The 19,242-nt window shown below is 67.7% G+C and carries 22 protein-coding genes and 3 pseudogenes; 17 read left to right on the forward strand and 8 right to left on the reverse strand.

Features of this window, described 5'->3' with window-relative positions; genetic code table 11:
* Positions 1-22: 22 nt before the first annotated feature.
* The 4 genes from VAR608DRAFT_RS05300 to bamE all read left to right on the forward strand — a co-directional run bounded on the left by VAR608DRAFT_RS05300 (position 23) and on the right by bamE (position 1,680).
* A complete protein-coding gene (locus VAR608DRAFT_RS05300) occupies positions 23-253 on the forward strand; it encodes a hypothetical protein (protein WP_088953113.1) in 231 nt (76 codons plus the stop codon).
* Between the two features lie 106 nt (positions 254-359).
* Positions 360-593 carry a DUF6364 family protein gene (locus tag VAR608DRAFT_RS05305; protein WP_088953114.1) on the forward strand — a complete coding sequence of 78 codons (234 nt, stop codon included), beginning with the start codon at positions 360-362 and terminating at the stop codon, positions 591-593.
* Positions 594-601: 8 nt separating this feature from the next.
* Positions 602-1,027 (forward strand): TA system VapC family ribonuclease toxin, encoded by a 426-nt coding sequence (locus tag VAR608DRAFT_RS05310; protein ID WP_231973256.1) that lies wholly within the window; start codon positions 602-604, stop codon positions 1,025-1,027.
* A gap of 56 nt (positions 1,028-1,083) precedes the next feature.
* Positions 1,084-1,680: an outer membrane protein assembly factor BamE domain-containing protein gene (gene bamE / locus VAR608DRAFT_RS05315; protein WP_088958614.1), complete on the forward strand. Its 597-nt coding sequence runs from the start codon at positions 1,084-1,086 to the stop codon at positions 1,678-1,680.
* Positions 1,681-1,736: 56 nt separating this feature from the next.
* On the opposite strand, the gene VAR608DRAFT_RS05320 is transcribed toward bamE, so the two are convergent.
* Positions 1,737-2,300, reverse strand: a complete 564-nt coding sequence (locus VAR608DRAFT_RS05320) for a BPSL1445 family SYLF domain-containing lipoprotein (protein WP_088953116.1) — start codon at positions 2,298-2,300, stop codon at positions 1,737-1,739.
* A gap of 141 nt (positions 2,301-2,441) precedes the next feature.
* Here VAR608DRAFT_RS05320 and VAR608DRAFT_RS05325 point away from each other — a divergent pair, with 141 nt between their 5' ends.
* The gene (locus tag VAR608DRAFT_RS05325; RefSeq protein WP_088953117.1) at positions 2,442-2,846 is read left to right on the forward strand and encodes a VOC family protein; all 405 of its coding nucleotides are present in this window, start codon (positions 2,442-2,444) and stop codon (positions 2,844-2,846) included.
* A gap of 8 nt (positions 2,847-2,854) precedes the next feature.
* Here VAR608DRAFT_RS05325 and VAR608DRAFT_RS05330 read toward each other — a convergent pair whose 3' ends face one another.
* A complete protein-coding gene (locus VAR608DRAFT_RS05330) occupies positions 2,855-4,009 on the reverse strand; it encodes an acyl-CoA dehydrogenase family protein (protein WP_088958615.1) in 1,155 nt (384 codons plus the stop codon).
* 161 nt (positions 4,010-4,170) lie between these two features.
* Between VAR608DRAFT_RS05330 and VAR608DRAFT_RS05335 the strand changes: the two genes are divergently transcribed.
* The 3 genes from VAR608DRAFT_RS05335 (at position 4,171) to VAR608DRAFT_RS05345 (ending at position 7,465) form a co-directional block, all read left to right on the forward strand.
* Positions 4,171-5,082: a LysR family transcriptional regulator gene (locus VAR608DRAFT_RS05335; protein ID WP_088953118.1), complete on the forward strand. Its 912-nt coding sequence runs from the start codon at positions 4,171-4,173 to the stop codon at positions 5,080-5,082.
* 73 nt (positions 5,083-5,155) lie between these two features.
* The gene (locus VAR608DRAFT_RS05340) at positions 5,156-6,382 is read left to right on the forward strand and encodes a CaiB/BaiF CoA transferase family protein (protein ID WP_088953119.1); all 1,227 of its coding nucleotides are present in this window, start codon (positions 5,156-5,158) and stop codon (positions 6,380-6,382) included.
* A 126-nt stretch (positions 6,383-6,508) separates the two neighbouring features.
* On the forward strand, positions 6,509-7,465 hold the full coding sequence (locus VAR608DRAFT_RS05345; RefSeq protein WP_088953120.1) for a Bug family tripartite tricarboxylate transporter substrate binding protein: 957 nt from the start codon (positions 6,509-6,511) through the stop codon (positions 7,463-7,465).
* 15 nt (positions 7,466-7,480) lie between these two features.
* Here the strand turns inward: VAR608DRAFT_RS05345 and VAR608DRAFT_RS05350 are convergent, their stop codons facing one another.
* Positions 7,481-8,209, reverse strand: coding sequence for an MBL fold metallo-hydrolase (locus tag VAR608DRAFT_RS05350; RefSeq protein WP_088953121.1), 729 nt, complete (start codon positions 8,207-8,209; stop codon positions 7,481-7,483).
* Between the two features lie 108 nt (positions 8,210-8,317).
* Between VAR608DRAFT_RS05350 and VAR608DRAFT_RS05355 the strand changes: the two genes are divergently transcribed.
* On the forward strand, positions 8,318-8,917 hold the full coding sequence (locus tag VAR608DRAFT_RS05355; RefSeq protein ID WP_157730662.1) for an RNA polymerase sigma factor: 600 nt from the start codon (positions 8,318-8,320) through the stop codon (positions 8,915-8,917).
* Positions 8,914-9,486, forward strand: coding sequence for a hypothetical protein (locus tag VAR608DRAFT_RS05360; protein ID WP_088953123.1), 573 nt, complete (start codon positions 8,914-8,916; stop codon positions 9,484-9,486). The genes VAR608DRAFT_RS05355 and VAR608DRAFT_RS05360 overlap by 4 nt, the downstream gene beginning before the upstream one ends.
* Positions 9,487-9,645: 159 nt before the next feature.
* On the opposite strand, the gene VAR608DRAFT_RS05365 is transcribed toward VAR608DRAFT_RS05360, so the two are convergent.
* The 4 genes and pseudogenes from VAR608DRAFT_RS05365 to VAR608DRAFT_RS05375 all read right to left on the reverse strand — a co-directional run.
* Positions 9,646-9,981, reverse strand: coding sequence for a hypothetical protein (locus VAR608DRAFT_RS05365; RefSeq protein ID WP_088953124.1), 336 nt, complete (start codon positions 9,979-9,981; stop codon positions 9,646-9,648).
* Between the two features lie 91 nt (positions 9,982-10,072).
* Positions 10,073-10,333: pseudogene (locus tag VAR608DRAFT_RS37820) on the reverse strand (NAD-binding protein); the annotation flags it as partial.
* 74 nt (positions 10,334-10,407) lie between these two features.
* Positions 10,408-10,638, reverse strand: a pseudogene (locus VAR608DRAFT_RS38355) (NAD(P)-binding domain-containing protein); the annotation flags it as partial.
* Positions 10,592-10,708, reverse strand: a pseudogene (locus VAR608DRAFT_RS05375) (SDR family oxidoreductase); the annotation flags it as partial. The pseudogenes VAR608DRAFT_RS38355 and VAR608DRAFT_RS05375, both read right to left, overlap by 47 nt.
* 224 nt (positions 10,709-10,932) lie before the next feature.
* On the opposite strand from VAR608DRAFT_RS05375, the gene VAR608DRAFT_RS38220 reads away from it, so the two are divergent.
* The 3 genes from VAR608DRAFT_RS38220 (at position 10,933) to VAR608DRAFT_RS05385 (ending at position 13,213) form a co-directional block, all read left to right on the forward strand.
* Complete coding sequence (locus VAR608DRAFT_RS38220) at positions 10,933-11,067, forward strand: hypothetical protein (RefSeq protein ID WP_269458534.1); 135 nt, start codon at positions 10,933-10,935, stop codon at positions 11,065-11,067.
* A gap of 75 nt (positions 11,068-11,142) precedes the next feature.
* Positions 11,143-12,192: an L-idonate 5-dehydrogenase gene (locus tag VAR608DRAFT_RS05380; protein ID WP_088958616.1), complete on the forward strand. Its 1,050-nt coding sequence runs from the start codon at positions 11,143-11,145 to the stop codon at positions 12,190-12,192.
* A gap of 40 nt (positions 12,193-12,232) precedes the next feature.
* Positions 12,233-13,213, forward strand: coding sequence for a Bug family tripartite tricarboxylate transporter substrate binding protein (locus VAR608DRAFT_RS05385; RefSeq protein WP_088953125.1), 981 nt, complete (start codon positions 12,233-12,235; stop codon positions 13,211-13,213).
* A gap of 38 nt (positions 13,214-13,251) precedes the next feature.
* On the opposite strand, the gene VAR608DRAFT_RS05390 is transcribed toward VAR608DRAFT_RS05385, so the two are convergent.
* Positions 13,252-14,355: a LacI family DNA-binding transcriptional regulator gene (locus tag VAR608DRAFT_RS05390; RefSeq protein WP_231973257.1), complete on the reverse strand. Its 1,104-nt coding sequence runs from the start codon at positions 14,353-14,355 to the stop codon at positions 13,252-13,254.
* Between the two features lie 172 nt (positions 14,356-14,527).
* On the opposite strand from VAR608DRAFT_RS05390, the gene VAR608DRAFT_RS05395 reads away from it, so the two are divergent.
* From VAR608DRAFT_RS05395 to VAR608DRAFT_RS05410, 4 genes are read left to right on the forward strand one after another with little or no spacing between them, the layout of a single operon-like run.
* Entirely contained in the window at positions 14,528-15,451 is a 924-nt protein-coding gene (locus VAR608DRAFT_RS05395) for an SMP-30/gluconolactonase/LRE family protein (RefSeq protein ID WP_088953127.1), read from the forward strand.
* A complete protein-coding gene (locus VAR608DRAFT_RS05400; protein WP_088953128.1) occupies positions 15,448-16,977 on the forward strand; it encodes a sugar ABC transporter ATP-binding protein in 1,530 nt (509 codons plus the stop codon). Before VAR608DRAFT_RS05395 ends, VAR608DRAFT_RS05400 begins: the two co-directional genes overlap by 4 nt.
* A complete protein-coding gene (locus VAR608DRAFT_RS05405; RefSeq protein ID WP_088953129.1) occupies positions 16,974-18,080 on the forward strand; it encodes an ABC transporter permease in 1,107 nt (368 codons plus the stop codon). The genes VAR608DRAFT_RS05400 and VAR608DRAFT_RS05405 overlap by 4 nt, the downstream gene beginning before the upstream one ends.
* A 32-nt stretch (positions 18,081-18,112) precedes the next feature.
* A complete protein-coding gene (locus VAR608DRAFT_RS05410; RefSeq protein ID WP_231973258.1) occupies positions 18,113-19,222 on the forward strand; it encodes a substrate-binding domain-containing protein in 1,110 nt (369 codons plus the stop codon).
* Positions 19,223-19,242 lie beyond the last annotated feature (20 nt).

A 19,242-nucleotide genomic window follows, 5' to 3' on the forward strand; every position in this document is an offset into this window, starting at 1 on the left:
CACACGTGCACAGGAGACAGAGATGACAGCCAGCTACGTGGAAATACAAGGCGCCCAGGCGGACATCGAACTCTGGGACGGGCTGATCAAGGACCACAACGCGCTCATCGCCGCCATGCTGCAGAGGATGTCGCAGGTCGGAAGCACCGAGGCCGAGTGGTTCGACGAACGGATCACCGAAGCCGAAAGCATCGAGAACCGCCTGGTCGTCGGGCTCGATCGCGCGCAGCGCCGGTTGCGAGGGTTGATCTAGGCTTCGGTGGGGGATACCTACCCCGGGGTTGCGCGGCCGTTACAGTCGCACTCCCAGAATCGATCGTCCGCAACAACTTCCATACAGAAATCTGTATCATCTTTCCGTGAAGACGACGCTCAACCTCAACGATGCACTGCTGACTCGGGCCAAGACCTTGGCGGCGCAGCAGCACACCAGCCTGACCCGGCTGATCGAGGAAGGCCTGCAATTGCGCCTGAAGGCGAGCCCACGTGCTGTGGCGCCCCGCACTGTTCCCGTCTATCGCGGCAAGGGAGGACTGGTCACAGGTCTCACGGGGCTGAGCAACAAGGCCATGCTCGACGCCGCCGATGAATGACACCCGATGTGAACGTGCTCGTCGCCGCCTCGCGCAGCGACCACCCGCACCACGCGGTGGCACACAGCTGGCTCGTAAGGGCCGTGGAGATGGCGCCCGTGGCTGCTCCGCTCACGCTGCAGCCCATGGCCGCTGCGAGCTTCCTGCGCCTGGTCACGCATCCGAAGATCTTTGTGAATCCGACCCCGACGGCCGAAGCCGTGGGGTTCGTCGAGGCGCTGCTGGGCATGCCGGGCGTCAGCGTGCCGACGCTCGGAGACGAGTGGCCGATCCTCAGGAAGCTTTGCATCGACAACGCGCTGGCCGCAAACGACCTGCCCGACGCCTGGCTGGCCGCCGCCGTGATTCAGCAGGGCGAGCACCTCGTGACCTTTGATCGGGATTTCAGACGCTTGCTGGCCCGCAGCCAGTTCACCCTGCTGAAGGCCACCTAGACCTAAACTGCCGCGCCCGCTTCGGCGGCTCGATCAACCAAAGGAGAATGTTCCCGATGCACCGTCGTCTGGCCCTGGCCGCCGCTTGCGCGCTTGCGCTTCCTCTTTCCCTCGCGCATGCGCAACGCCCCCAACCGCCGCAGGGCCCCCTCATCGCGGGCTACCTGTGCTGCAACATGTACACCTACGGCACGCAGATGGGCGATGGCAACTACCGCGAAGCCGGCACCAGCCTCGTGCCGGTCGGCACGCCGGCGCAGGTCACGGGCTACGAGATGCGCTTCGTCTACACGCTGGTCGGCGGCAAGGTGCAGCGCCTGAAGAACGACTACAGCCGCGACATCCCGATGGCGCCGTTCGCCGAGCGCTACATCGTCCAGGAAGACCCCAAGGTCCGCATCGCGAGCTTCGAGCCCGCGATCCGCGAAGCCATCCGCGACGCGAAGATCGCCGAGGGCATGACCCGCGAACAGGTGACCATGGCCGTGGGCTGGCCCATGACCAGCGAGAACCCGCGCCTGGACGCCAAGGTGTGGCGCTACTGGACGGATTCCTGGTCGGAGTACCAGGTGGCGTTCGACGACGCCGGCAAGGTGAAGTCGGTGACCGGCGCGCCGGCGGTGATGGAGCAGGTGCTGTACCTGCCGCGTTGAACGTGGCGCCGCGCCGGAAGCCCTGCGGCTTCCGGGCACGGACAGCCGCGAAGAGCTCAGAGCTCGAGCCGGCTGATCTTGGTGCCGTCGAGGCTCAGGTTCGCCATCAACCCGGCATTGCTCAGGGCGAAGCCGATGATGGGCTGCTGCGCGGTCTGAGTATCGATGGCCGCGTTGGCGCCGACCTTCAGCATCGTGACCGAGGCATCGGCGCCGGCGGTCCAGCCGCTGCTCGCGCGGAATTTGTCGAGCGATTCCTGCGTCATGAAGAGCACGAAGACCGCCTTGGAATCGGCGCCGGCCAAGAGGCCGACCGATGCCGCCGTGGTGCTGTAGTAGCCGACCGACCGGCCGCCTACGCGCAGCGCACCCTGGCCGTACGAGCCGCCCACGCCCAGCCCCGCCGACACCACCGACGGGAACACCAGCACCCCCTTGGCCTTGCCGGTCAACTCACGCGAGCCTTGCACCTGCCCATACAGCTTGGACAGTGCGGCGTCCACCGAGGAATCGATGCTGCTGCGCCGCGCCGCCGGGTCACCGCCCGAAGTGCCGGAGGTGGTGCACGCGGTCGTGAGCACGGCCAGAAGGCCGCCCGCGAGGAAAGAACGCTTCTTCATGACTCTCTCTCCTTTGAGTTACCGGGACGGCCATTTTGCGCGCCGGGTGGGCATCACTCAAGCCGTGCCGCACCATGCGGGCGCAGGCGGTTCACAATGCATCGATCACGCTGTCGCAGCGAGGTCGATCCAGAGAGCGCCATGGCCATCCAGCTCAACCACACCATCGTTTCGGCCCGCGATCCGCTGGCCTCCGCCACCTTCCTGTCGGAGATCCTCGGCTGCGCCGCGCCGGTGCCCTTCGGCCCCTTCCAGGGCGTGACCGTCGACAACGGCGTCACGCTGGACTACATCCGCGACGACGGCGAGTTCCCGGTGCAGCACTTCGCCTTCCTCGTGAGCGAGGAGGAGTTCGACCTGATCTTCGGGCGCATCCGCGCGCGCAGCCTCTCGTACTGGGCCGATCCGCGCCACGCGCAAGCGGGCCGCATCAACCACAACGACGGCGGCCGCGGCGTCTACTGGGACGACCCCGACGGCCATGTGCTGGAACTGCTCACGCGGCCCTATGGCAGTGGCAGCAGCGGCAGCAGCGGCAGCGCGTAGACGCTGCCTCAGCGCGCCGCCTGCGCGATCGTCCGCTTCGCGATGTTGACGAGGTGGATCTGGCTCGTGCCCTCGTAGAGCCTGAAGAGGCGCACATCGCGGAAGAAGCGCTCGGCGATGTTGCCCGCGATGTAGCCGCTGCCGCCGAACACCTGCACCGCCCGGTCGGCGACGCGGCCGCACATCTCGGAGGCGAAGAGCTTGCACATGGAGGCTTCCATGGTGACGTCCGCGCCCTCGTCGCGCTTGCGCGCGGTTTCGAGCACCAGCGCACGCGCCGCATGCACTTCGGTGTTGCTCTCCGCGATGAACTGCTGCACGAGCTGGAACTCGCCGATCGGCTGGCCGAACTGCTGCCGCGTGCGTGCATGGCGCACCATCTCGTCCACCAGGCGGATCGCCGGTCCCACGCAGAGTGCGGCCAGATTGATGCGCTGCTTGTTGAGCGTCTTCATCGCGGTGCGGAAGCCCTGCCCTTCCACGCCGCCGACGATGCATGACGCCGGAATCCGCACGCCTTCGAGCAGCACCTCGCCGACCGGCGATCCATGCTGGCCCATCTTGCGATAGGGATCGGAAGTCGAAAGCCCCGGCGCTCCGCGCTCGACCAGGAACGCCGTGATGCCGTTCGCGCCCTTGCCCTCAGCATCGGTGCGCGCGAACACGGTGAACAGGTTCGCGATCGGCGCGTTGGTGATGAAGCACTTCCTGCCGCTGATCAGGTAGTCGTCGCCATCGCGCACGGCAAGCGTCTTCAGCGCGGTGGCATCGGACCCCGCCTCGGGTTCGGTGAGCGCGAAGCAGCCGGTGAGTTCGCCGCTCGCCATGCGCGGCAGGTAGCGATCCTTATGGTCGGGGGTGCCGTCGACGACCAGCGATTCCGACGCGATGCCGGTGTTGCCGCCGAAGCGCGCGCGGAAGGTGGTCGCCGCCTGCGACACCTCGATGTTCACCCGTGCCAGTTCCTCGGTCGTGAGGCCCGCGCCGCCATAGGCTTCGGGGATGCTGTGGCCGAACAGGCCGAGCTGCCGCATGCGCTGCACCAGCGGTTCGGGGATCTCGTCGCTGCGATCGATCTCCTCTTCGAGCGGCTGGCACTCGTCACGCACGAAGGCACGCACTTGCGCCAGCAAGGCATCGAATTTCTGCTCATCTCGGATCATGCTTCCCGGCTTCCTTCCTTCGCGCACTTCGCCGGCAGCCGGTAGGATTCCGAAATCCATTGCCGTTGCTTCCGATCGAATGGGGTTGAGTTCGATCGATCGTAAGAGCGGCGGTCTCCGCGGATCATCAACGTGCGCACAGCTTCTTTGCATCTTTCGAAATGAAGGCCCTCGATTCGCTTCGGATCTTCGTGACCACGCAAAGGAAGGGCAGCCTCTCGGCCGCGGCCCGCAGTCTCAGCCTGTCGCCGGCCACCATCTCGCGCCGCATCAGCGCGCTGGAAGAAGAGCTGGGCGTGCAACTGGTCGACCGCACCAGCCGCAACCTCAAGATGACCGAGGCCGGGCAGGCCTTCCTGGAGCGGGCCGAAGGCGTGCTCGAAGCCATGGCCGAGGCCGAACAGGCGGCCCGCAATTCCCGCCAGCGACCCGAAGGCCGGCTGCGGGTGCATTCGCGCACCCACATCGGCCTGCGCGTGGTCGCGCCGCTCCTGCCGCGCTTCGCGCAGCGCTATCCGGACATCCGGGTGGAGATCGAGCTGTCGGAGCACCCGGTCAACCTCGTCGAGCACGACTTCGACGTCGACATCCGCACCGGCGAATCGAACGACTCGGGCTTCGTCATCAAGCGGCTGCTGTCGAGCGACGAGGTGCTGGTCGCCAGCCCGGCGTTCGTGAAGACCTATTCGCGCATCAAGCACCCGAAGGACCTGCCGGACGTGCGCTGCCTCACCTACCGGCGCGAGCACGAGGCGACGAGCTGGAAATACGTCGACGAGAACGGCGAGCAGCAGGAACTGCCCATCCAGGGCGTGCTGAGCGCCAACAACGGCGAGCTGCTGCGGCTGGCCGCGCTCGGCGGCATGGGGATCGCGCTGCTGTCGGAGCCGACGGTGCGCAGCAACCTGCAGGACGGAACGCTGGTGCGGCTGCTGCCGGACTATCGCTTTGCGGTGCGCGGCTTTTCCAATGGCATCTTCGCGGTGTTCCGGCAGAGCACGGCACTGCCGCTGAAGGTGCGGGCCTTCGTGGATTTCGTGGCCGAGGCGCTGCGGGACGAAACGGCGGCCTAGCGCTCGCGGACCGCAAAGCTGCTTTGCAGCTCCCGCCGCCCGGCCTGGGAGCACGCCTCCTAGAGTGCCGGCCATGGACCAACCCACCGCACTCCCCCCACCCCTCGCGGGCATCCGCGTCGTCGAGCTCGGCAACTACATCGCCGGGCCCGGCACCGCGATGGCGCTTGCCGACCTGGGCGCCGAGGTCGTGAAGATCGAGTCGCTCGACGGCGACGCGGCGCGCACCACCGGCCCTTTCGGCATGGCGATGCTGCGGGCCTACAACCGCAGCAAGAAATCGATCGCGCTCGACCTGCGGCAGCCGCGCGGCGCGGAGATCGCGCGCCGCCTGGTCGCGCGGGCCGACGTGCTGGTGCAGAACCTGCGGCCCGGCGCCGCCGAGTCCCTGGGCCTGGGCGCGGAGGCCTTGCGGGCCGCGCACCCGGGCCTCGTCCATGTGTCGATCGCCGGCTTTCCGGCCGCCTCGCCGTCGCGCGACCGGCCCGGCTACGACATCGCGGCGCAGGCCGAGAGCGGCCTGATGTCCGTCACCGGCGAAGCCGACGGCCTGCCGCAGAAGGTGGGCGCGACCATCATCGACGTGGCGAGCACGCAGGTGGCGGCGCAGGCGGTGCTCGCCGCCCTCTTCCGCCGCGTGCGCACCGGCGCCGGCGAGACCATCCGCGTCTCGCTGCTCGAAGTGGCGCTCAACCTGCAGATGCCCAACTGGAGCGACTACTTCGTGCGCGGCGTCGAGCCGAAGCGCAGCGGCGACGGCCAGCCGATGGCCGCGCCCGCCGCGGACATCTTCCGCACGCGGGACGGCATGGTCGTGGTCTCGGCCTACGTGCAGGCGCACTGGGTGCGGCTGTGCGGCGCGATCGGGGCGCCGGCGCTGGCGAGCGATCCGCGCTTTGCAAGCAACGAGCTGCGCGTGGCCAACCGGCCCGCGATGAAGGCCGCCGTGGGCGAGAAGCTGGCCCGGCTCGACACCGCCGAATGCGTGGAGCTGCTGAGCCGCAACGGCATCGTCGTCGCCGTGGTGCGCAGCTATGCCGACGCGCTCGCGAGCGAGGATTTCCGCGCCAGCGGCATGGTCATGGACGTGGCGGCCAACGGCAGCGTGCCGGGCTACACCAGCTTCGGGCTGCCCTACGAGCTGTGCGACACCCCGCGCCGCGCGACGCTCGCGGCCCCGGCGCTCGGGGCGCACACGGCGCAGGTGCTGCGCGAGGCGGGCTACGGCGACGCCGAGATCGACGCCCTGCAGGAGGCCGGCGTGGTCATGCGCGCCCCGACGGGCCCGGTTCCGGCCTGAAGCCTTGTGCAGGATATGCAGGAGGCGGAAAGCATCTTTTCACTCCTTGCAGATTTCACCGCCGGCGCGCGAACTAGACTGGATTCAGCGAGTCCGAGAACCGGACCAGAGAGACAAGGAGACACAGTGAGCTTGCGGAAATTCGTCATGGGCCTCGCCGTCGGGGCCTGCGCCATCGGCCCGGCGCTGGCCCAGCAGCCGGTGACCCGAATCGTCGTGCCCTTCGCCGCGGGCGGCGGCACCGACCAGTACTGCCGCATCCTGGCCCAGGAACTCAACAAGCACGGCATGAACGTCATCATCGACAACAAGCCCGGCGCGAGCGGCATCATCGCCGCCGACTACGTGGCCCGCTCCAAGCCGGACGGCCAGACCGTGCTGGTCTCGTCGCTCGGCACGCTGGCCAACAACAGCGTGCTCTACGACAAGCTGCCCTACGACCCGCAGAAGGACTTCGCGCCGGTCACGCAGATCGCCTACCAGCCGGCCATCATCGTGGGCCGCAGCGACCTGCCGTACAAGAACATCAAGGAGATGGTCGAGTACGCGAAGAAGAACCCGGGCAAGATCAACCGCGGCTCTCCGGGCGCGGCCATCCTGACCAACCTCGCGCCGATGGTGTTCGAGAAGAACGTCGGCATCACGGCCACGCACATTCCGTTCAACGGCGACGCACCCGCGCTGCAGGCGCTGCTGGGCGAGCAGATCGACATCCACGGCACCTCCATCACCGGCTCGCTGCCCTACATCAAGTCCGGCAAGCTGCGCGTGCTCGGCGTGATGGACTCCAAGCGCCTGCCGCAGGTGCCTGACGCGCCGACCTTCAAGGAACAGGGCTACGACCTCGAGGCGACGCTCTGGTATTCGTTCTCGGTGCCGGCCGCCACGCCCAGGGAAGCGATCGACCGCCTCAACAAGGCGGTGAACCAGGTGATCGCCGACCCTGAATTCGTGGCCCGCGCCCGCACGATCGGCATGGAGCCGCGCGGCAGCTCGCCGGAGGAACTGGCGAAGTTCGTCAAGGCCGAATCCGACCGCTGGCTGCCGGTGCTGCAGAGCCTGAACCTGCCCAAGCAGCACTGAGCCCGTCGGCTGCCGTCAATGCGGCGAGACGGCCTCCGACAGATTCCGCAGCAGCGCGGCGCCATCGCCCTCCCAGGCGCTTCCGTGCATCACCGCCATCACGCGCGGTGACTGCGCGGCCAAGGCGGCCAGCCGGTCCGCCGTCTGCGGCGCGTGCGCGAAGTAGTCCATCTGCAGGCGGAAGGCCTCGCTCGGGCCGAAGATGTCGGCCTCGGTCAGCGCCTTCTCGCTCGGCCCGCCCTGCGTGAACAGGTCGCCGCAGAACAGCGTGCCCGTGCGGGTGTCCATCATCAGCCCGCATTCCCAGCCGTGCGGCACGTGGGGCATGTCGAACCAGCGGATGGTGTGGCTGCCCAGGTCGAGTTCCTCGCCATCGGCCATCGCGCGCGGCGGACGGTCGGCCAGATCGGTCATCGAGACCATGGCCGCGACCTGGCCGCAGAGCGGCACCGCCTGCGGCGCGACCGCCAGCAGCAGGTTCATCGCACCGCACTCGTCGGCTTCCACATGCGACAGGCCGATGTAGCGCAGCCGCTCGATCGGCATCACGCGCGCGATCGCCTCGCTCACCAGCGGGAAGAGCTGGCGCGGCCCGGTGTGAAAGAGCAGCGGCTCCTCATCCACCACCAGGTACTGGTTGAAGCTGAAGAGCTGGCCACCGGGCAGCGGCACCGGCGTGTTGATGCGAAAGATGCCGTTGGCGATTTCCTGAACATTGGTGCCGGCGGCGGCGTTGGTGATCATGCGGGGGCTCCTTGGGTGCGTGAGTGGATGACGGCAGGTTGTGTCGCGACTCGGCCGGACGTTACAGCCATCTGGAAATTCCGTCGGCGCGTCGCTAAGCTCAACCCCATGCCACACGCCGCCCAAACGATTGCCTCGGAGTCCGGGGATTCCGACGCCGAGGTGATCCTCGCGCTGCGCATCGCCGGCGCGGGCGCGGCACGCGACATCGAGGCCGAAGCCGCCCTCTACCGCCAGCTCGCCCCGCGCGTGCGCCGCTACGGCCTGCGCCACCTGCGCGATGCCTCGGCGGCGGACGACCTGATGCAGCAAGTGATGCTGCTCGCGCTCGATCAACTGCGCACCGGCCGCGTGCGAGAGCCCGAGCGCGTGGTGTCCTTCGTCTTCGGAAGCTGCCGCACGCTGGTGCTCGCGATGCAGCGCAAGGAATCGCGCCGCGAAAGCCTGCTCGCGCGCCACGGCGAGGTGCTGGCCTTGGCGGACATCTCGATCGCGCCGCGCCACGATCATGAGCGCGTCGCCCGCTGCCTCGACTCGCTGCGCGAGCGCGAACGCAGCGTTCTTCTGATGAGCTTCTACGACGAGAAGCCCGCCGAGGTGGTGGCGGGCGAGCTGGGCCTTACCGCCGGCAATGTGCGGGTGATCCGCCACCGGGGCATCGCGCAGTTGCGCCACTGCGTGGAGGGCGGCCGGGAGGCTTCGGCATGAGCGCGAAAGCCCCGCACCTCGATGAGCAGACCCTGCTCGCCTACTGGTTCGGCGACACGGACGAGATGCAGACAGACGCGATCGACCTGCACCTGCTCGGCTGCGATCGCTGCGGCCGCACGCTCGACGAACTCGTCGCGCTCGGCGATGCGGTGCGGCGGGCCTTCGACCTCGGGCTGGTGCATGCCTTCGTGAGCGGGCCCTTTGTGCAGCGTCTCGTCGACGAGGGCCGGCACATGCGCGAGTACCGCCTGGCGCACAACGGCAGCGTCAACTGCAGCGCCGCGCCGCAGGACGAGGTGCTGGTCGCACGCTTCGAGGCGCCGCTGGCGGACGTCGAACGGATCGATGCGGTGCTGCACCTGTCGTTCGCGGACGATGCCGAATACCGCGCGGACGACATCCCCTTCGATCCCGCATCCGGCGAGGTCCTGATGGTGCCGAAGATCGCGATCGTGCGCGGCCTGCCCGCGCATGTGCTCACGGTGCGCCTGATCGCGCATGCGAAAGGCGAACTGCGGACGCTGGGCGAGTACCGGCTGAATCACAGTCCGTGGGCCGGCGCCTGACGGAACCGCCGAAAGCTTTCGCCTTCGTGCAGTTCACCGGCCGCCAGGCCACCGGCCTCAGGCGCGCGTCATGCGCTCGACGAGGACGACGGCCAGGAAGACGAGTGCGGCAACAGCGAGCCCACCGAAGTAGTCGGTGATTGATTGCGCGCATCAGCGTCATCGGAGCACATGGTCATTCGCTTCCGTGATGTGATGGTGAATGCGACCGGTGAAGAAGCGCGACAGAACCGCTTCCGTCGCAGCCTTCGCCTCCGCTCGTGCCGGGCTGGCAAGCGCCCTGTCGACGGATGCTCGGTCCGGGTAGCTGATCGCGAGAATCATCGGCAACTCGGGTGCACCTTCGTCGCGCTCGTTCGCGAAACACACCCGGACGGCAAGGGCCCCGGGGAATGCTTTCCACTTGGGCAGGATTTCGGCCAGAACGGCGGCGCGAAACGCCTCGGTCTGACCCTCGTTGACGTGTCCTTCGAACAGTGCAAAGCGTGTGATCATGGTTTCTCCTTTAGCTCTCTGCGGTGCGTTTAAGGTGTTTAAGACGGTGGACTCCAGGCGCCGAGAGGGAAAGTGCGGGGGCGGACGGGTGTCACTCGGTGCGGTAGCCGTCGAATTGCTTCATCAGGGCGACCGTGTCTTCGGCGCCGATGCCCGCGGCAACGAAGACGCGGTGCAGTTCGGACACATGCGCGGTCAAGGGAAGCGGCAATCGCTGGCCTTGGGAAAAGGCCTGCACGGCCTCCAGGTCCTTGAGCATGTTGTCGATGCGACCGGTGGGAGTGAAGTCGCGAGCCGCCATCTTGGGGCCGAACTCGGCGAGGATCTGGCTGTCGGCGCGCCCGCCGCTGAGGGCTTGCCGAACGCAACGCCTTGCGCAGCTTCTGCTGCGCTGGCCGCGGCCCGGGCGCCGAGCGCCGCCAGCGGCTCAACCTTGCTGCGATCGAGATCGAAGATGGCCACATCGTGAGCACACGCTAGCAGACGACGCGCGATGGCGTTGCCCATGATGCCCACTCCGACCACCGCAACGCGGAAAGAGGATCGCGTGGAAGAGGACGAGTCATTCGATGCATTCATGGGCGAGGCTCCGTGGGCGGTACGTGCCACATCAGAGCCCGGCCGTGATGCCGCCGTCGACGTAGAGGATGTGGCCATTCACGAAGCTCGACGCTTCACTGGCCAGGAAGATCACGGCGCCGGCCAGTTCATGTACCTCCCCCCAGCGGCCGGCCTGTCCCGCTGACTGTCACAGGTGCGCGACTGCGGCTAAATAGTTACCGGTAGCTTATTTGATTGCCGCATTCGCCCCACTAGCGTTTACCCCAGAATTCGAATTCTTGTTTCTCGTTAGAGTTACCGGTCACACTTTACAGGAGCCGCGCCCCATGTCCTCGTCCTCCGACACCCTGCCCCTCGTCCTGATGTGTGGACCCCTATCCAGCATGGGACATGGAACCGCTGGAGGCGAGCTATGCGCTGCACAGGCTGTGGGAGGCCAAGGATCGCGAGGCGCTGCTCGAGGCTTGCGCACCGAAGGTGCGCGCCATTGCCACCCGCGGAGAACTTGGCGCAGATGCCGGGTGATCGGGCGCCTCTGAATCTCGATTGGAGACGCGCATGAGCTTGATGAATGTCGAAGCTTCGGACGAAGGCGTTGCGATGCGGCTGCGCTGCACCTGCCTGGTGATCAACGCGCCCGACGACCTGCGCGTGGTCGAGCAGGATGCCGGCGAGCCGGGGCCCGGACAGGTGGTGGTGCAGGTGGGATTCGGCGGCATCTGCGGCTCGGACCTGCACTACTTCCACGCCGGCGGCTTCGGCACGGTGCGCATCAAGCGCCCGATGATCCTGGGCCACGAGGTGGCCGGCACCGTGGTCGCCGTGGCGCCCGGCGTCACGCGCGTGAAGGCCGGCGACAAGGTGGCGGTGAATCCCAGCCGACCCTGCGGCGCCTGCAAGTACTGCCTCGAGGGCCTGCCCAACCAGTGCCTGGAAATGCGCTTCTATGGCAGCGCGATGCGCGATCCGCATGTCGAGGGCGCTTTCCGCAACCTCCTGGTCTGCGATGCCGTGCAGTGCGAGCCCGTCGCCGCGCATGTACCGCTGCAGCACGCCGCGCTGGCCGAACCGTTCTCGGTGGCGCTGCATGGCGTGCAGCGTGCCGGGCCGCTGCTGGGCAAGCGCGTGCTGGTGTCGGGCTGCGGGCCCATCGGCACGCTGGCCGTGGCGGCGGCGCGCATTCATGGCGCCGCAGAGGTGACGGCAGTTGACCTCACGGACGAGACGCTGGCCGTGGCCCGCGCGATGGGTGCGCACGCCACGATCAACGTCGCGCAGGATCCGCAGTGGACACAGCGCTTCAGCACCGACAAGGGCAGCTTCGACGTGATGTTCGAATGCAGCGGCAACGAGCGCGCGCTGCGCGCCGGCCTGGAGGCGACGCGTCCGCGCGGCACCGTGGTGCAGCTGGGTCTGGGCGGTGAAATCTCGGTGCCGCAGAACCTGATCGTCGCCAAGGAGCTGGCGCTGCTCGGCAGCTTTCGCTTCCATGCCGAGTTCGCGCTTGCCGTGCGCCTGATCAACGAGGGCCGCATCGACATGCGCCCGATGATCACGGGCGCCTACCCGCTCACGCGTGCGCGCGAAGCCTTCGAATTGGCCAGCGACCGCAAGCGCGCGATGAAGGTGCTGCTGGATTTTTGCGCTTGACACCAACCTGATCTTTACCCTGTCCTATTGGAGGCCCCCCATGACCGATCGCAGAACCTTATTGGCCACAGGGCTGAAGACCCTGGCGGCATTCGCGGCTTTGCCGCTGGGCGCGGCAAGGGCCGCCGAGGCCTGGCCGACCCGCCCGATCGAACTGGTCGTGCCCTATGGCCCCGGCGGCGGGACCGATGTTCTGGCGCGCGCGCTGGCCGAGTCGGTGCGCAAGTACCTGGCTCAGCCCGTGACCGTGGTCAACCGGGCAGGCGCGAGTGGCTCCATCGGCATGGCGGACGTGGCCGCGGCTACGCCAAATGGCTACAAGCTGATCATGCTGACGGTGGATGTGATGATCCTGCCGCACATCGGCATCGGCAAGGTCACCTACGAGAACTTCGCGCCGATCGCGCGCTTGAACTTTGATCCCGCCGCCGTCACCGTGCGCGCCGATGCGCCGTGGAACACAGTGGAGGAATTCCTGGACCATGCCCGCAAGCACCCGGGCGAAGTACGCGTCGGCAATTCCGGCCCCGGTGCCATCTGGCACATGGCGTCGGTGGCCCTGGAATCACGCACCAACACCTCGTTCAACCTCATTCCTTTTCAGGGCGCTGCGCCGGCCGTGCTGGCATTGGGCGGGGGCCATATCGACGCCGTATCGGTCAGCCCGGCGGAGGTCAGCACCCAGGTGCAATCGGGCAAATTGAAGATGCTGGCAGTGATGGCCGACGAGCGCGTCAAGGGCTTCGAGAACGTGCCGACGCTGAAGGAGCGCAACATCGACCTGAGCCTGGGTGCCTGGCGAGGTCTGTGCGCGCCCAGGGGTACCCCGTCCGAAGTGCTGCAGCAGTTGTCTCAGGCCGTGGCGAAGGCAGTGCAGGAAACCGCCTATCGCCAGACCCTGGACAAGCTGAATCTGGGCGAGGCGTACGGCGACGCCGCCGCCTTTCGCGCCACCATGGAAAACGACAGCCAGAGTTTCAAGGCGCTGGCCGCAAAGCTGAACTTGACCGGCAAGTCCTGAAGCCAGGCCAAGGGCCGGCGACTCCGGCGCGCCGGCGCTCAGGTGCTGCCGCGCAGCTCGACGCGGAACGGGATCAGAATTGTCTCCGGCGCGAGGCGCTGGCCGTCCCGCGCGGCGGCGATGGCGCGCAACAGCAGTTCGCCGGCGGCGCTGCCAATGGCGGCGCAGTCGATCGCCACGGTGCTCAGTCGCGGGTGGCAGCTCGCACCCACCTCGAAACCGCCGAAGCCGGCAATGGCGAGCTTGCCCGGCACATCGATGCCGCGGCGCTGACATTCCGCCATCGCACCGAACGCCGGGTGATCGGACACGCACACCAGCAATTCCGTATCGGGCCAGCGCGCCAGCAACTGCACCACGCCCTGTGCCCCGTGCTCCATCGCCACCGGAGCCTCGCCGACGCTGATCTGGCGCGTCGCGTCCAGCCCCAGATCGCGCATCGCTGTCTCGAAGCCGCGGCGGCGGTCAGCGCCGCGGGCATCGCTCGCCGGCAAGCCCCCGAGGAAGGCGATGCGCCGGTAGCCCTGCGCGTGCAGCTGGCGCACCAGCTGCGCCTCCGCCTCGGCGTTGGAGAAGCCCACGCAATGCTCCATTGGCTGCGCCGGCAGGTCCCAGGTTTCAACGACCGGAATGCCGGCGGCCTCCAGCAGCTTTCGCGCCGCCGGCGTATGTGTGCCGCCGGTGACCACCACGCCCTCGGGGCGGCGGCCGAGCATCGCACGCAGCAGTCGCTCCTCGGTTGCGCTGTCATAGTCGGTGTAGCCGAGCAGCACCTGAAGGCCGCTCCCCTCGAGCGCGGCGGTCAGGCCATGCGCCGTATCGGAGAAGTTGGAGTTGTTCAGCGCCGGTATCAGGGCCACGACGACGCCCGAACGCTTGGACGAAAAAGTCCGCGCGGTATGGTCGATCACATAGCCCATCTCCTGGCAGGTGCGCAGGATGCGTTGCCTCAGCGCCTCGCTGGTGCTGCGCCGGCTACTGCCCTCACGATTGAGGGCGCGTGAGATCGTCATCTTCGAGACGCCCAGGCGAGCCGCTACGTCGGCCATCGTGACCTGGGTGGCCGGCGTGCGAGACGGTTCGACTGCACGGGCAGGTAGGCGAACCGTGGCGGGCTTTTTGGAATTCTGGCGTGCGGTCAACGTGATCGCTCCAGCGTGAGCTGGCCTAAGAAGTGATACCGGTTTCGACGCGGGTCCGGATCGCGCGGTGCTGATCGCATCGATGACGGCAATGATAGTAGAGCCCGGGGAGCGCAGACGCCCGCGGGTATTTACTAGTTACCGGTAACGCATGTACCGCAAGAATGCTGCGATGTCATCCGTCGCTGTCCTCGATGAGCGTTTTTCCGCGGTGGCCGGCGGCGCATCTCAACTGCAACGCCTCTGCACGGGCGCCGTCTGGAGCGAAGGTCCGGTGTGGATGTCCGAGACGGCGGAGCTGCTGTGGAGCGACATTCCGAACAACCGCATGTTGTGCTGGCACGCGGACCGCGGCATGCGCGTGTGGCGCGAGGCGGTGGAGTTCACCAACGGCCATGTCCGCGAGGCCGACGGTAGCCTGCTGCACTGTTCGCACGGGCAGCGCGCCGTGGTACGCACGCGCTTCGATGCGCACGGGCACCCTGTGGGCGACGAGGTGGTGGTGGACAGGTACCAGGGCCGGCGCCTGAACTCACCCAACGACGTCATCGTCAAGCGTGACGGCTCGATCTGGTTCTCGGATCCGCCGTACGGCATCCATTCCGATCGCGAAGGTCACAAGGCCGACAGCGAGCTGGGCGGCTGCTACGTCTTCCGCTTCGACCCGGCCAGTGGCGCGCTGCGCATCGCGAGCGATTTTGTGGAGGAGCCGAACGGCCTGGCCTTCTCGCCCGACGAATCGGTGCTGTACGTGAGCGACAGCTCGGCGGCACTGCGCGACGACGGTTCGGGCCACCACCACATCGTGGCGTTCGACGTCGTCAACGGGCAGGACCTGGCCAACCCGCGCGTGTTCGCTCTGGTCGAGCCCGGCCTGGCAGACGGCTTCCGTGTCGACGTCCACGGCTTCGTCTACACGAGCAGCGCCGACAGCGTCCAGGTCTACCACCCCGACGGCACCCGCATCGGCCGCATCGCGGTGCCCGAGAAGGTGGGCAACCTCGTGTTCGGCGGCGAGCGTGGCAACGAGCTGTTCATCTGCGCCAGCACTTCGCTATACCGCGTCGTGCTCAACACCCGGGGAGCCACCGCATGACGCCGCTGCTCTGCTTCGAGGGAGTCAGCAAGCGCTTCGGCGGCACGCAGGCCGTCGACGACGTGACGCTGGAAGTCCAGGCCGGCGAAGTGCTCGCGCTCCTGGGCGAGAACGGCGCCGGCAAGAGCACCTTGATCAAGCTGCTGGCTGGCATCTACCCTGCCGACGCAGGCAGGATGCTGGTCGATGGAAAGCCTGAGGAGGACTGGCGCAGCCGTGATCCGCTGCGCCAGCCGGTGGCTTTCATCCATCAGGACCTGGGCCTGGTGGAATGGATGACGGTCGCCGAGAACGTGGCCATCGGCATGGGCTATCCGCGCCTGTTCGGCTGGAAGCATGGTCTGGTCGATTGGCGTGCGGCCGATGCGATCGCGCGCCGCGTGCTCGAGCGGGTGGGATGCGACATCGACCCCGGCCGGCGGGTCTTTTCGCTCACCCGAGCCGAGAAGTCGCTGCTGGCGATCGGCCGCGCGCTGGAAGTGAAGGCCCGTCTGCTGGTGCTCGACGAGCCCAGCGCGAGCCTGCCCGCGACCGATGTGAACCGCCTGTTTGACGTCCTGCGCGATTTGCGCCGCCAGGGCGTAGGGATGATCTACGTCTCGCACCGTCTGGACGAGGTGATGCAGTTGTCCGACCGCGCGGCGGTGATGCGCGACGGCAAGCTGGTCGGCGTGCGCCGCACCGCCGAGTCCAGCGAGGCTGGGCTGGTCGAGCTGATCGTCGGCCAGGCGCTGGCCGACGACGAGCGCGCTGCGGCGCCCATCCCACGCGGTGACGCCAGGCCGCTGCTCGCGTTGCAAGGCGCCGTGGCCGGCAACGCCGGGCCGGTTGACTTGGCGCTGCACCCGGGCGAGATCCTCGGCCTGGTGGGCCTGCGCGGTGCCGGTCAGGACGCAATCGGCCGCGCGCTCTTCGGCTGCGAACCGCTCGTGACCGGCACGCTCGAGGCGGCCGGTCGCCGATGCGAGCTGAAGAATCCTGCGCAGGCGATCGCCGCAGGCATCGGCTACACCGCCGGCGAGCGGCTGGAGCAGAACCTGGCCGGCTCGATGAGCGTGCAGGAGAACCTGTTTCCCAATCCGCGCCTGCATGGCGAGCGCGGTCTGGACGCCAGTCGCCGCCGCCGCGAGCTGAAGCGGGCCGAGGCGCTGGCCGAACGCTTCGACATCAACCCGCGGGCGCCCCAGGCGATCGTCCAGCAGCTCTCGGGTGGAAACCAGCAGAAGGTGGTGCTGGCGCGCTGGGAGGCGCTGGCCCTGCCGGTGCAGGTGCTCGAGGAGCCCACTGCCGGCGTCGACGTGGGCGCCAAACGACAGATCTATGCCTTGCTGCGCCGACGCGCGGCCGAGGGCGCCGGGCTGGTGGTCGTGTCCACCGACTATGAAGAAGTAGCGACGGTGTGCACCCGCGTCCTCGTGTTCCGCGCTGGCCGCATCGCCGCCGAGTTGCACGGTGCAGACATCACCATCGCGCGCCTGCTGGCGCTGTCCGCCGGATCGGCCGGCGACGAAAGGGAAGCCGCATGAGTTCATCCATCAAGTCCACCGCGCTTGAGCCGGACGCCAGCCTCGACGGCGCGGCCACCACCCTCGGCCAGCGCTTGGGGCGTGCGATACCCAGCTATGGCCTGGTCGTGCTGACCGTGGCGCTGGCGCTGCTGTTCTCGGTGCTGTTGCCCGACACGTTTCCAACGCTGTTCAACCTGCGCGCGATCCTGTCGGACAAGTCGATCATCGCGCTGCTCGCGCTGGCCGCGATGATCCCGATGATCACCGGCAAGATCGACCTGACCGTGGGCTACGGCATCGTGCTGTGGCACATCCTGGCGATCAGCCTGCAGACCCGCTTTGGCTTGCCCTGGCCGGCGGCGGTGCTGATCGTGCTGGCCTGCGCGGCACTGTTCGGCATGTTGAACGGCCTGCTGGTGGAACTGGCCCAGATCGACAGCTTCATCGCGACCTTGGGCACAGGCACCGTGCTGTACGCCGTCGCGATGTGGCACAGCGGCGGCCGCCAGGTGGTAGGAGAGCTGCCAGCGGGCTTTGTCGGGATGGCCGGGGCCGACCTGTTGGGCCTGCCGGTGCCGGCCTTCTACGTGTTGGCGGTGGCCTTGGCGTTGTGGGCGGTCACCGAGTTCATGCCGCTGGGGCGCGCGCTGTACGTGATCGGTGCCAATCCCAAGGCCGCCGAACTCAACGGCCTTTCGGTGCGCCGGCACGTCATGGGCGCCTTCGTTGCCTCCGGGCTGATCAGCGGATTTGCGGGAGTGCTGCTGGCCTCGCGGCTGCAGATCGGTCAGGCCAGCGTGGGGCTGGAATTCCTGCTGCCGGCACTTGTCGGCGCCTTCCTGGGCAGCACAACGATCCGCCCAGGACGGGTCAACGTCTGGGGCACGCTGGTGGGCGTGGCCGTGCTGGCCATCGGCATCTCGGGCATCCAGCAGTTCGGCGGCGCGTTCTTCGTGGAGCCGCTGTTCAACGGGCTGACGCTGCTGATCTCGATCGGCATCGCCGGTTATGCGCAACAGCGCCGCAACGCATCCATTCGCCGCCGCATCTCGCAGAGGCAGCTCGGCGAAGGCGCGCCGTCTGCGGCGGCTCCTGCGCCTTCGCCATCACATGTCAACTAGGCCGTGCCAGGCCACCCATGAAGGAGACCTCGATGTTCAGACCCCTGAAGTTCGCACCGGCCGCGCTCGCCGCGGCTTGTCTTGTCGTCTTCGCAGCCCCGGCTGCCGCTGACGCCTTCGTCGACGAAGCAAAGGCCAAGGTGGCAAAGCTGGCCGGCGCCAAGAGCGCCTGGGACGGCCCCACAACAGGCCCGAAGGCCACCGCCAACAAGACCGTGGTGTTCGTCGCCGCCGACATGAACAACGGCGGCATCGTGGGCGTCAGCAAAGGCGTGGAGGAAGCCGGCAAGGCCATCGGCTGGAACGTGCGCGTGATCGATGGCCGGGGCAGCGTCAGCGGCCGGACCGCTGCGCTCAATCAGGCGCTGGCGCTCAAGCCCGACGGCATCGTCGTCGGCGGCTTCGACACCACCGAGCAGAAGGTGGCCTTCGGCAATGCCGCCAAGGCGGGCACTCCGTTGGTCGGCTGGAACGCCGGTCCGAAGCCCGGTCCCGATGCGGCCGCCGGCCTGTTCGCCAACGTCACCGTCACCGCCGACGACATCTCCGAGGCGGCCGCGCTGTGGGCGATTGCCGATTCCGACGGCAAGGCCGGCGTGGTGATCTTCACCGACAGCCAGTATTCGATCGCGATCTACAAGGCCAAGGCCATGGAGGCGGTGATCAAGCGGTGCGGCGGCTGCACGGTGCTGAGCTTCGAGGACAGCCCGATCGCCGACAGCGCCACCCGCATGCCGGGCCTGACCACCTCGCTGTTGCAACGCTTCGGTTCGAAGTGGACGCATTCGCTGGCGATCAACGACCTGTACTTCGACTTCTGGGGCAGTTCGCTCAAAGCCGCGGGCAAGAAGGGTGACGACATGCCCCGTGCGGTCTCGGCCGGTGACGGCAGCGAGGCTGCCTATCAGCGCATCCGCGCAAAGAACTACCAGAGCGCCACCGTGCCCGGGCCGCTGAACATGCAAGGCTGGCAGGTCATCGACGAGATGAACCGCGCTTTCGCGAAGGCAACGTGGTCGGGGTACGTGCCGCTGGCGCATGTCGTGACCGCGGCCAACGTCGCAACCGACGGCGGCGACAAGAACATCTTCGACCCGGGCAACGGCTACCGCGACCAATACAAGCGGATCTGGGGCAAGTGATCCCCGGGGTGCAGTGTTGT

This window comes from Variovorax sp. HW608, assembly GCF_900090195.1.
Classification (GTDB): Bacteria; Pseudomonadota; Gammaproteobacteria; order Burkholderiales; family Burkholderiaceae_C; genus Variovorax.